Here is a 12,365-nt window from a genome sequence, read left to right as displayed (position 1 = left end):
TGAGCATGAATCTCTTTGATGGCTGCAACCATATAAATATTTCGCTTTTTGTTTGAAAATGGCATAATTAAGCGCGAATATAGCGCTTAATAGGTGTTTCTCAAAATTTTCTTACTGCCTAGTTGGTTCACTTCGTTCCCGAAAATCTAAAAAGATAGGTGCCTTCGTTTAGCAGTCCAACGAAAACGAGAGTAATGAAATTGTAAACTTCATCTAACATTTGCTAAACGGTTACGCTTTGCTTCACCCAAATTTTTACTTACTTTAAACGACGAGGGGGGTGGGGCGTACGAACGTTAAATTAAAAGAGTAATACTTATAAACATAGGTATTTATATGGGATTATATGGGTAGAAAAACATTTGCATTAAGTCTTGATGAGAAAGTTTACGAGAAATACAAGAAGTACTGTGAAGAGAACGATATGATTATTTCTAGAAAAGTTGAAACGCTTATGAAAAAAGAATTAGAGGAAGTGAAGAATGAGTAATTTTCAAGAAAAAGTCAGCTTTATCTGGGATTTGGCAGATTTATTGTGGGGACCATATAAGCGAAACGAGTATCAAAAAGTTATACTTCCATTCACAATCCTAAAGAGATTTGATTGTGTACTGAGCGATACTAAAAAAAATGTTCTTGAAACATATAAAAAGTATAAAGATACAATAGAGAATAAAGAGCATCTGCTGATGAATGCTTCAAAGCAGGATTTTTATAATTATTCAAAATATGATTTTAAGACCTTGCTTGAAGATCCAGAGCACATAGAGCAAAATCTATTACATTACATGGATTGCTTCAGCAAAAATGTTCAGGATATTTTTGGAGAATCTGGATTTAATATTAAAATTCATATCACAAAACTTGCAAAAAATGAATTGCTTTTCTTATTGATTAAAAAGTTTTCAGAGTCAAAAGTTGATTTACACCCAGATATAGTCTCTAATTATGAAATGGGAACAATTTTCGAAGAGCTTGTCAGAAAATTTTCAGAACAATCTAACGAAGAAGCAGGAGACCACTTCACACCAAGAGAAATCGTTGAACTTATGACTCATTTAATGTTTGAAGTGCATAAAGATGAGATTAAGCAGAAAAATCTAATTAAGACCGTTTATGATCCTGCATGTGGGACTGGAGGTATGTTAACTGGGTCCAAAAACTATATTGCAACTATAAACAAAGAAATTGAGGTTGCTCTTTTTGGACAAGAATTGAATGAGGAGATTTATGCTATCTGTAAAGCAGATATGTTAATGAAAGGTGAAGATTCAGATAAAATTAAAGGGCCATTAAGCACATTATCAAAAGACCAATTCCCCAACCTGAAGTTTGATTATATCATCTCTAATCCTCCATACGGTAAAAAATGGGAAATGGACCAAGATGCAGTAGAAAAAGAAGCAAAATTAGGTTATGAAGGTCGTTTTGGTGCAGGAACTCCGCGGATTAATGATGGACAATTATTATTCTTACAGCATATGGCTTCAAAGATGAAAGTCAATGGAGAAAAATCAAGAATTGCGGCAATTACAAACGGCTCTCCTCTTTTTACCGGGGATGCTGGTGGTGGCGAGAGTGACATACGAAAATGGATGATTGAGAATGATTATGTAGAAGCCATAATTGCTTTACCAAACCAATTATTTTACAATACAGGGATTAACACGTACGTTTGGATATTAACCAATAAAAAGTCAACCGCAAGGGTTGGGAAAATACAGCTGATTGATGCTACCTCTTTCTTTAAAAAAATGAGGAAGAGTCTTGGAAATAAGAGAAATGAACTTTCAACTGGAAAAGATGGACATATTGAGAAAATTGTCCAGATTTATGCAGACTTTAAACCAAATGTTCACTCCAAAATATTCGATAAAGAAGAATTCGGATATACTAAAATAACCGTTGAAAGACCACTGCAACTTAATTTTGTTGTAAATGAAGAAAGGCTGGAAAATTTGTACTCTGTTTCTGCATTTGCAAAACTTAGTGAGAGTAAATCTAAAAATCCTGAAGAAAAGCTTGAAGAAGAGACTGCTGGAAAAGAAAAACAAGAAGCTATTGTTAAAGCTTTGAAAACAATTGGTCCAGATACTTACAAAAACTGGGATAAGTTTGAGGAAAAAATAAAGAAAGCTTTGAAAGAATTTGGATTAGCTCCAAACTTTGTCAACGCAATTATTATGGCATTATCTGAACATGATGATACTGCCGAATACGTTCTCGTAAAAGGCAAAAAAGTCGTAGATAGCAATTTACGTGACTCCGAGAAAATCCCATTAAAGCAGGATATAGGTGCTTATTTCAAGAAAGAAGTAACTCCTTATTATCTTGATGCGTGGATGGATCGTTCCAAAGACAAAATAGGATATGAGATTAATTTTACTAAATACTTTTACAAGTACGAAGCACCAAGAGCGCTTGAAGATATTGAAAAGGACATTACACAAGTGACTTCAGAGATACAGGAACTCATTAAGGAGGATGTTGAGTGATGGTAAAGCGATTGAATCTTTACGGAAAGATATTGCATGTTTTTACAGCTTTCTTCCCGATATATGTTTATTGGGCTTATTTTCTGTCTAAAAGAATTACATCTTGGTCGATAAAAGATATAATCCAACCAGAATATATAATATTCCTTATCTTGTGTATGTTCTCCATTATTTCAGTATACCTCTTTTATCAGGTTATTTTAAAAAAAAGTAAAAACCAAGATAAAGAGATTAACATAAGAAGTACTGAAATGAAATCTTCTCATGTGAGGTATATCATTAGCTCACTTTCTCCATTCATACTTTTCTTAGCGGAATTCATCAAAGACAACACAATTTCCAAGACCAGCGTGGTTGTAGGATCTATTATCTTTATTGTTATAGGATTAGTATTGATATTGAAAGAAGAAAACGGGATATTATATAATCTTTTTTATATACCCTATTACATTTTAAATGTTAAAACCAAAGATGGAAAAGAGTTAATCATTATCTCAAAAAAACAATACTTAACAGGATACATCAAAGTGTCTCAATTAGATGGGAAGGTGTTTAAAGAGTGGAACTAAACTTACAGGATTGGACGGTTGAGGCGTTCTTAATAAAAAGAGATACTAGAAAATGTGTTTCAGAAGAGGAATATCTTTCTGTTAAAAAATTGAACGTTAGTGATGATCTTAAAGAAAAATTTAAAGAAATAATCAAAAGATACTTATGTGGAGAAGGTGATAACTTTAGCTTAAATTTAGATGCGTTTCATGAATTTATGAGTGATGATTCTAATACAAGAGATTATCAAATAACAAAAGCTGAGTTAGCTGAGCAGAATAATTATTTTAACAATCTTCTGGGAAAACTTTCTGCTGAAGAAATAGACTTAGCAACTAACAACTATTCAGATTACTATTACACTATCCTAAAATTTTCAAAACAAGGTCAGGAATTATTGTATTTTAGAAAATTAGGCAGAGTTTCAGTTAGTGCAAAAAAGAAGTTTTCCATACATCAAGGTGATATTGAAGAATTAGAGGGAGATTTTATCTATTTTGATGATTACATTGATTTTATCTTTTTTAAAAACTTCCTAATAGATGGCAATACAGACAATGAACGAAGATTATATTGTGATAAAATTTTAATATATCACCGAAAGAACTTCAAAACTCTGTTTAGATTAAATGAATATTGTATAAATAGGTCTAGAGAATTCTTTAATAATTTTAATTTTATTGAAGTTGCTGATGTAGTGACTGATAAAACAGATTCTGAGGGAAATATTCTAAAACTAAAAGAAACCATTATTCAGAACGGTTCATTAAATTCCCAGATTACAAGAATTTTTAACAAATATAAAGATGAAATTACGTTTGAAAAGATAAAAACTCTAAAAGAACAAAGAGGCGATAAATATAGCTTCAGCGTAGAAGTAGATAAGATAAAAATTGAAGATTCTAACAATCTTAAAGATTTACTGGACTTAATTGATGAAAAAATTGCGACTCCTGACTGGAACAAAGAAAAATTGGTAAGATACCCCTCTAAAGGAGATGAGGTATAAAGTGAAACTAAAACCCTATCCAAAATACAAAGAATCCGGAGTTCAATGGATTGGGAAGATTCCTGAGAGTTGGGAGATAAATAGAGTTAAACATATATGTTCTAAAAGCGCAGAATATGGATTAAATGAACCTGCAGAGAAATATGTTGATGAGGGTATTCGTTTTTTGAGAATTACTGATATTAGTGAGAATAATAGATTAATTGAGAATGGAGTTTACTTGCCTTTCAAAACAATTAATAAAGAATATTTACTAAATAGGGGTGATGTGCTCATTGCAAGAAGTGGTTCAGTAGGAACTTCTTTGTATTATGATAATAAGAAACATGGAGTATGTTCCTTTGCTGGATATTTAGTTAGATTTGTAGCAAATAATTCAAATGACAGTAAATTTTTATATTATTTTACAAGATCAGAATCATTTTTTGCTCAGATAAAATTATACTCTGTGCAGACAACAATTGAAAATTTCAATGGGCAGAAATATGCGAATATGCAAATAGCCGTTCCCTCTTTTCAAGAGCAATCTCTCATCACCTCTTTTCTAGATATCAAATCCTCAGAAATAGATTTTCTCATCTCAAAAGACCAACACCTCATAGACCTTCTCAAAGAAAAACGTATCGCGCTCATCAATCACGTTGTGACAAAAGGACTCAATCAAAAAGCAAAACTGAAAGATTCTGGAATTGAATGGATTGGTGAAACGGTTTTAGGTTGGGAAGAACATAAAATTAAACATTTTTGTTCTACCACAAAGGGCTTTGCATTTAAATCAGAAATATTCGCTGATTCTGGTGTACCCGTAGTTAAAGCAACAGATATTAAAAATGAAACCATTATAGAAGGAGAAAGTTTTATACCCTACGAATTAGCAAAAGAATTTCAGAAAGTTAAATTACATGTAGAAGATATTATTTTAAGCACTGTCGGGAGTAAACCTGAAGTAAAAGAATCTGCAGTAGGACAATTTGCAGTAGTTCCATCAAAATTTTCAAATTCATTATTAAATCAAAATACCGTTAGATTAGAATTAGATAAAACTAATAAAATAAGATTATCTTATTTTACATACTTGTTAAGAACAGATTCGTTTAGAAAATACCTAGATATTCATGCCCATGGGACTGCAAACCAAGCAAGTTTAGATATTTGGGATATTTTGGAATATAAATTCTTTTTACCTACGCCATCTGAACAACTCCAAATCTCTTCGTATCTCGACAAAGAAACTTCCAAGATAGATCAAACCATTGAAAAGATAGAAAAAAAGATTGAACTCATGGAAGAATATAAAAAGTCGCTTATCCATCATGTCGTAACAGGGAAAGTTGACGTAAGAGAGGCTACCGCATGACATCAGACACTTCAGAAAAGGGATTTCAGAACGATATTATTGCTCATCTAGTCTCAACAGGATATCACAAACGAACAACTCAAGCTTTTAACAAAGGAGCTTGCATTGACGCTGAATTAACGCTTAAATTCATTCAAGATACTCAAGAGAAAGAATGGAAGAAATTCCAAAAAATCTACGGAGACAAATCAGAAGAAAAATTCCTGTTCAGACTAGTCAAAGAGATTGACGCAAAAGGAACAATAAACATTTTAAGAAATGGGTTTAAAGATGTTGGATGTAATTTCCAATTGTTCTATCCAAAGCCAAACAATAATAAGAATCCAGACTTATTCAGTAAATTTGAAAAGAACATATTTTCTGTCATTGATGAATTAGAGTACGAACATAAAGAGAAGGGAAACAGATTGGATTTAGTCATTTTCATCAATGGTCTTCCTATTATTACAATCGAGTTAAAAGATACATTTTCGCAAGGTGTTGAAAAGGCAATCTCACAATACAAAAATGATAGAGATCCAAAAGAAGTGATTTTCCAAAAGACATTAGTCCATTTTGCCATGAGCGATGAAAAAATATTCATGGCAACAAAGCTTGAAGGGTACAGGACAGAATTCTTGCCATTTAATAAAGCACTTGACAATCCACAAGTTCAAAATGACTATAAAACATCTTACTTATACAACGATATCTTGCAGATAAACAAACTTTCAAAATTACTATCTAATTTTATCTATATGAAGAAAGATAAAGAGGGAATAGAAAAGCCAATCTTCCCAAGATACCATCAGTTTGAATGTACCAATAATCTTTTATCAGATGCGAAGCCAGGTAAAAACTACCTTATCCAACATAGTGCAGGAAGCGGAAAAACAAATACGATAGCGTGGCTTTCCCATGGCTTAATCAATAAATTTGACAAACAAGATAATAGAGTATTTGATATGGTTATTGTTGTATCAGACAGGAAAGTAATAGATAAACAACTTCAAGATCAAGTGCAGGGAATAGAAAAAATAAAAGGAATTGTTGAAGTTATAGATGAAAAGAAACATTCATCAGACCTTGCTGAAGCACTAAAAACAGGAAGCAATATTGTAGTAACGACGATTCAAAAATTCCCCTACATTCTAGAAGAACTTAGTGAATTCCCTAACCGGAAATATGCGGTTATTATTGATGAAGCACATTCGTCTCAAGCTGGTGCAAATGCACGAGCACTAAAAAGAGCACTGACAACAAATAGTTTGGAAGAAGCTGAAGCGTTAGAAAGCCAAGATTTGGATGAGTCAGATGAAGAGATATTAAAAGAAATTGAAACAATCAAGTCAACCAAAAATATCAGTTTCTTTGCATTCACAGCAACACCGAAGAATAAAACTTTGGAAATGTTTGGAACAAAAGATGATAGAGGAAAATTCCACCCATTCCATCTTTATACCATGAAGCAAGCAATAGAGGAAGGCTTCATATTAGATGTTTTAAAGAATTATCTCACTTATGAAACATACTTTAAGCTTTTCAAGAAAATAACTGACGACCCAGAATATGAAGATAAAAAAGCAAAAAAGTTATTGAGAAACTTTGTTGAGAAGCATCCTGTAGCAATTGGAAGAAAAACCGATATCATGCTCAATCATTTTATGAGTTCGACAGTTAATAAAATAAGCGGTAAAGCAAAAGCAATGGTCGTCACAAGATCAAGACTTCATGCAGTCCTATACAAAAAAGCATTTGATAAAATGATAAAAGAAGAACATTTACCGATTAAGACACTCGTCGCATTTACTGGCACCGTTAAGCATGATGAACAAGAATATACTGAAGATTCAATGAACAATCTGCCATCAAAGACAACAATAGAAAATGCGTTCGCTTCAGATGACTATAAAATACTCATAGTTGCAAATAAATTCCAGACCGGATTTGACCAGCCATTGCTCCATACCATTTATGTGGATAAGCTTCTAAATGGTATTACAGCAGTCCAGACATTAAGTAGAGCAAACAGAATATATCAAACTAAGAATGATACGCTCATATTAGATTTTGCAAATAAGACAGAGGTTATACAAAAGGCATTCCAGCCATACTATGAGTTTACATTCCTCTCTGAAGCGACAGATCCTCATAAACTGTACGAACTCCATGATAAGCTTCTGGATTATCAAGTCTTTGAAACAAGCGATGTTGATAATTTTGTAAAGAATTGGAAAACAAATGCCAACCAGCCAAAACTTCACGCAATACTTAATCCAATTGTTGAATCTTTCAAAAATAAAAACAAGAAAGAGCAAGTAGAATTCAAAAAGACATTAAAACGATATCAAAATATTTATGGATTCCTTTCTCAACTTGTTCCGTTTAGTGATTTAAATCTTGAAAAGATGTATATTTTCAATAAATTTTTACAGAAAAAACTACCTACAATAAACAATCCTTTACCATATACTGTACTTCAAGATGTTGATATAGATTCTTACAAGATAGTTGATAAAGGAAAAAAGTCAATTATATTGACTGCTGACGGAGAACTTAAACCTATTTCAGATGGCGTTGGAGAATTCTCTCCTGAAGATAACCAAAAGCTATCAAAAATAATCAAAGACTTAAATGACGCTTTCGGAACTGATTTTACAGATGACGATAAAGTATTTCTTGGCAGGGTAAAAGACAATTTGATGGGAAATATTGATTTATTAAGCAAATTAGAACACAATTCAAAAGATAATGTTAAAGCAATATTTGACAAGTATTTTAATGAGGAAATGACTAAACTCCTTAATAGTAATATGACATTTTATAAGCGAATTGTAGATAATGATAAACTAAAATCCAGATTAAAAACTGCTCTATTTGATCTTGTTTACCATGAATATGCAAAAACGAAGGACAAGAAAATCAATGCTTACGCAGTAACAGATTTACCAGTTATGGCTGTTGCTGAGAAAAAAGAGAAATATTCAGGAAAGAAACAATAAACTTAATCAATACAGACAAATTAACTAACTCAAATGTCCAGAAACCAACCAATCACCGTAAGTGTGGAAACATCTGTCCTAAAGTGGTTAATAGAAAGTTCAGGATGGACAAAAGAAGAGATAGCGAAGCGTCTAAAAACCAGTACTCAAAATATTGAAAAGATGGAATCTGGAGAGAAAAAGCCATCGTTTAGGCAATTGGAAGAGTTATCACACATATTCAAAAGACCTGTTGCATCGTTTCTATTATCAAAACCTCTGACAGAAAAACCAAAGCCAAAAGACTATAGAATGCTTCCTGACAAAACTAATAAATTTGACAAAAAAACAATTTTTGTAATGAGACATGCAAGAAGATTGCAAGAACTTAGTAAAGAACTATCCCGAAATGTTGACTATGACACTAAATCAAAAATAGAAAGGGCAAAAATATCAGACAATTCAGAAACAGTTGCTCTAAAGTTTAGAGAAAAATTCAATCTAACTGAAGAAAAACAAAGAAAATTCAAATCGCCCTATGAATTATTCAATTACTTAAGAGATCTTCTTGAAGAACAAAATATTTATTTATTCCAGTTCTCAATGCCTGTTGAAGATGCACGGGGATTTGTCTTTGTAGATGAAACACCAAGTGTAATCGTAGTAAATACAAAAGACAACATTGAAGCTCGAATATTCTCATTAATGCACGAATTCGCTCACATCCTTCTAGGCGAATCAGTAATTGATTTGCCCGATGCAACTTATACATTTAAAGATAATGTAGAAAAATGGTGCAACGAATTTGCATCAGCATTTCTATTGCCTAAAGACTTAGCAAAATCAGCTTTTAATACAAACAAGGCAAATCTTACTCAAAAAGAAACTCTCAAATATCTATCAAATAGATACAAAGTCAGTAAAGCAATGCTTCTCTTGAATATGCTTAAATTAAATTATATTGAAATAAAAGATTATGACGCTATTCTAGCACGATTCAAGAAAGAAGAAATCAAGCCTAAAACAGAAGCTGAAAAAGGAACTGGCGGAGGAATACCCTCTGAAGTAAGATGTCTTTCTGAAGTTGGAAATAAGTTCATTTCTCTAGTTGCTAATAATTATGACAAATCCCACATAACCTATACTGATGCATTAAATTATTTATCAATTAAATCAAAGAGTTTTGACAAGGTACTCTCAAAGGCGAAAAAATGACGGATAATGTTTATATTATTGATAGTTCTTCCCTTATAGAACTGAATAAGCACAACGCAATGGACGTTTATGTAAGTGTTTGGAAGAATATTAGCCAATTGATTCAAAATGACCGCTTTATCGCTCCGAAAGAAGTTCTAAACGAAATACAAAATTATGATGATACACTGGCTAAATGGGCTAAAAAGCAGAAAAAGCTATTCAAAATACCTACTGCTAAACAAATCCAATTAGTGCAAGAAATATTAAAAGAATATCCTTCACTCATTGATGTTAATGCTAAGCACTCTGCAGATCCATGGGTGATTGCCCTTGCAATAGAATTATCTTCACAAACACAACAAACTATCTTTAAAATTAAAAGAATTGTAGTCACTGAAGAAAAACTAAGGGGAAACAAGATAAGAATTCCTTTTGTGTGCAATCAGAAATCAATAGAAGCCATAGATGTGGTTGAATTATTCAGAGCAGAAGGCTGGAAATTCTAGAGCTATAAGGAAAACTCCGACTTATAAACGCCCCACCCCCTACGACTAAACTAATGTCTGCTTCGCAGTTATTGATGTTAAAGTAAGTAAAAACTACGGCACCTATCTGATTTTCGGCAGTAAGAAAACTCTGCGCTCACTACGTTCGCTTGCCCCGCTGCGCTCTCACTCTATTTTTATGTCCTGCGGGACTAAAAATTCCGTTCGGGTCGAGAAACAGCGATTTAACGGAAAGTCCCTCAGCTCGGGACATTTCCCAAATCGTTTAATGTTCTCCGCTTCGAACTTAAACGACTTCGTTAAATCGCATACGTTATGTGTAATTGTGCCCTATCCCTTTTTATGCAAAACTTTATATATTTACTAATTTAATTTAACATTATGACACAAGAAATTTACCAAAAACAATTTTCTATAGGTAAAATATTATCGGAATCTTGGAAAAGATTTACAGAAAATTTTCAGTTAATCTTAATTATCACATTAATTGTATATATTCCAATAAACATAATTTTGTCGTTTGTTCCAATTGGAGAATCACTTGAGAGTTTTAAACTTTATTTTAGAATTATTCAAATGCTTGAAGGCTTGATTGGAATCATTGCAACAATGGCAATTGCCTATGCAATAAAAAATAAAATTGACGGAAAATCAATAAGTATTGGAGAATCACTTAAAAAATCACTTTCCAGATGGGGTGCGGCGATTGGAACAAACATTATTCTGGGAATATTTTCATTAGGATTGACATTATTATTGATTGTCCCAGGAATTATCTTCTATGTTTATTGGATATTTGTTACCTTTGTAGTTATATTAAACGATAAATCCGGTAAAGATGCTCTAGACCATAGCAAACAAATCGTGAAAGGAAGATGGTGGACAGTTGCAGGTTATTCTATTGTTTTTGGAATACTAGGATTTATCGTTGGAATGATTGGAGGAGTCCCTTATTGGTTTTTACCTGAAAATTTTCTTACAAGTATTGCGACGGATACACTTATAGACATTCTTGTGTCATTCTTTACGGTTGTTTCGACAATATTCTTTATTAATTTTGATTCAACAAAAAAGACTGAAGTAACGGGATAGGGCACAACTTCTCCGCTTCGCTTCGACCACGCTGCGCTCTCCTCCTTTCAGTCGTCGGGACACATAACAAGGGATATACGGTTCGGTGCTCGGCTCGCCCCTCACCCAAATTTTTCTTCCGCTACGCTACAGAAAAACTTCGTATATCCCTGACGTTAGCCAAAATATTTTTCTCGCCTTGCAGGTGCACTCTCTGCGTTCGTTTCCGAAAATTCTAACCATCGCCACCTTCGCTAAATCGACAAAACGAAAAACGAATACTTCAATTGCTTCACAACTAAACCTAACATTGATTTAGCGGTTCACTTCGTTCTCCCAAATTTTTTGAAATGAATTAATGGGGTTAAGAGTAAAGAAACTAAACTAACAGGGGGGACAATCTTTTACGACATAGAATTCTTCCACATGATATCAAAGTAGGATCTAAAACTATTCGCTAACTCGACATCTCTTACTACGAAAGCAATAGGATTATTTAAAACCATGACAAACAAAACAGCTTCTGGAAAAATATCAATCCAATTAGGACTAACTAATTTATTCGGAAGATAACGAACTTCTGTCAATTTCATTTTCTCTCTGATTTTTCCATATTCTTGAGCATTAGCGTTATAAACAATCTTCATCTTCACTTTTCTTTGAATTCTTCTCTTGTGAAAATCTAAAAACCAACCTTCCCACTTGACATTAGCAACTTTAGGTGCGCCCAGAACTAAAAGAGTATCTCCTGCTTTGAATGTCTGCATTAATTCTTCTCTTATTGCTTTTATTCCATTCAATCCTTCATACATCTCTGCAACTCTCTTCTTAGAAACAGAAGCTCTCTGCATCATCAATTGAGGTAAAACTTCAGCAACAACTTCTTTTTTGGTATTGCCCAATTCATCTTCTTTCTTTTCAATATACTCTAAAATCATGTAAGGATCATTTGCCATAAAATACTTTGTTCCCTCTTTTGTGATATAACCAACTAACCCTTTTTCAATTAATTTGTCAAGAATATCATACATCTTGGATTTAGAGACTTTACTTTCCTTACCAATAGGTCCAATAGAGGATTCTCCTAATTTATTGAGAGCCAAATAGACTTTAATTTCTCCCTTAGTCAATCCTAATTTTTCAAGCAAAGTTTCATCCATTTTAACATGAATATGCTCATTCTTTATTAATCTTTCTAATGGTAACCCACTTGGGGGGAGA

General features: G+C 32.8%; 10 protein-coding genes. 9 read left to right on the top strand and 1 reads right to left on the bottom strand.

Features of this window, described 5'->3' with window-relative positions; all coding sequences use genetic code 11:
* Nucleotides 1–346 precede the first annotated feature (346 nt).
* From Q7R76_03360 to Q7R76_03320, 9 genes are all read left to right on the top strand, one after another.
* On the top strand, nucleotides 347–490 hold the full coding sequence (locus Q7R76_03360) for a hypothetical protein (GenBank protein MDO8642602.1): 144 nt from the start codon (nucleotides 347–349) through the stop codon (nucleotides 488–490).
* Nucleotides 483–2,495: a class I SAM-dependent DNA methyltransferase gene (locus tag Q7R76_03355; protein ID MDO8642601.1), complete on the top strand. Its 2,013-nt coding sequence runs from the start codon at nucleotides 483–485 to the stop codon at nucleotides 2,493–2,495. Before Q7R76_03360 ends, Q7R76_03355 begins: the two co-directional genes overlap by 8 nt.
* A complete protein-coding gene (locus Q7R76_03350; protein MDO8642600.1) occupies nucleotides 2,495–3,064 on the top strand; it encodes a hypothetical protein in 570 nt (189 codons plus the stop codon). Before Q7R76_03355 ends, Q7R76_03350 begins: the two co-directional genes overlap by 1 nt.
* Nucleotides 3,055–4,053: a hypothetical protein gene (locus Q7R76_03345; GenBank protein ID MDO8642599.1), complete on the top strand. Its 999-nt coding sequence runs from the start codon at nucleotides 3,055–3,057 to the stop codon at nucleotides 4,051–4,053. Before Q7R76_03350 ends, Q7R76_03345 begins: the two co-directional genes overlap by 10 nt.
* A gap of 1 nt (nucleotide 4,054) precedes the next feature.
* Complete coding sequence (locus tag Q7R76_03340; GenBank protein ID MDO8642598.1) at nucleotides 4,055–5,410, top strand: restriction endonuclease subunit S; 1,356 nt, start codon at nucleotides 4,055–4,057, stop codon at nucleotides 5,408–5,410.
* Nucleotides 5,407–8,391 (top strand): DEAD/DEAH box helicase family protein, encoded by a 2,985-nt coding sequence (locus tag Q7R76_03335; protein ID MDO8642597.1) that lies wholly within the window; start codon nucleotides 5,407–5,409, stop codon nucleotides 8,389–8,391. The genes Q7R76_03340 and Q7R76_03335 overlap by 4 nt, the downstream gene beginning before the upstream one ends.
* 33 nt (nucleotides 8,392–8,424) lie before the next feature.
* A complete protein-coding gene (locus Q7R76_03330) occupies nucleotides 8,425–9,585 on the top strand; it encodes an XRE family transcriptional regulator (protein ID MDO8642596.1) in 1,161 nt (386 codons plus the stop codon).
* On the top strand, nucleotides 9,582–10,073 hold the full coding sequence (locus Q7R76_03325) for a DUF4411 family protein (GenBank protein ID MDO8642595.1): 492 nt from the start codon (nucleotides 9,582–9,584) through the stop codon (nucleotides 10,071–10,073). Before Q7R76_03330 ends, Q7R76_03325 begins: the two co-directional genes overlap by 4 nt.
* 381 nt (nucleotides 10,074–10,454) lie before the next feature.
* Nucleotides 10,455–11,165: a hypothetical protein gene (locus tag Q7R76_03320; protein ID MDO8642594.1), complete on the top strand. Its 711-nt coding sequence runs from the start codon at nucleotides 10,455–10,457 to the stop codon at nucleotides 11,163–11,165.
* A gap of 383 nt (nucleotides 11,166–11,548) precedes the next feature.
* Here the strand turns inward: Q7R76_03320 and Q7R76_03315 are convergent, their stop codons facing one another.
* Complete coding sequence (locus Q7R76_03315) at nucleotides 11,549–12,304, bottom strand: helix-turn-helix domain-containing protein (GenBank protein MDO8642593.1); 756 nt, start codon at nucleotides 12,302–12,304, stop codon at nucleotides 11,549–11,551.
* Nucleotides 12,305–12,365: the final 61 nt, after the last annotated feature.

The organism is Candidatus Woesearchaeota archaeon, from assembly GCA_030651375.1.
In the GTDB taxonomy this organism is placed as follows: domain Archaea; phylum Nanobdellota; class Nanobdellia; order Woesearchaeales; family UBA12501; genus JAUSFM01.
Note: the sequence above shows the minus strand (reverse complement) of the source record. Positions and strands in the feature narration are given on the sequence as shown.

What these genes read in the sequence shown, in the direction of transcription:
- Q7R76_03360 (MDO8642602.1), top strand. Translation starts at nt 347, where the DNA reads ATGGGTAGAAAAACATTTGCATTAAGTCTTGATGAGAAAGTTTACGAG.
- Q7R76_03355 (MDO8642601.1), top strand. Translation starts at nt 483, where the DNA reads ATGAGTAATTTTCAAGAAAAAGTCAGCTTTATCTGGGATTTGGCAGAT.
- Q7R76_03350 (MDO8642600.1), top strand. Translation starts at nt 2,495, where the DNA reads ATGGTAAAGCGATTGAATCTTTACGGAAAGATATTGCATGTTTTTACA.
- Q7R76_03335 (MDO8642597.1), top strand. Translation starts at nt 5,407, where the DNA reads ATGACATCAGACACTTCAGAAAAGGGATTTCAGAACGATATTATTGCT.
- Q7R76_03330 (MDO8642596.1), top strand. Translation starts at nt 8,425, where the DNA reads ATGTCCAGAAACCAACCAATCACCGTAAGTGTGGAAACATCTGTCCTA.
- Q7R76_03325 (MDO8642595.1), top strand. Translation starts at nt 9,582, where the DNA reads ATGACGGATAATGTTTATATTATTGATAGTTCTTCCCTTATAGAACTG.
- Q7R76_03320 (MDO8642594.1), top strand. Translation starts at nt 10,455, where the DNA reads ATGACACAAGAAATTTACCAAAAACAATTTTCTATAGGTAAAATATTA.
- Q7R76_03315 (MDO8642593.1), bottom strand. Translation starts at nt 12,304, where the DNA reads ATGGATGAAACTTTGCTTGAAAAATTAGGATTGACTAAGGGAGAAATT.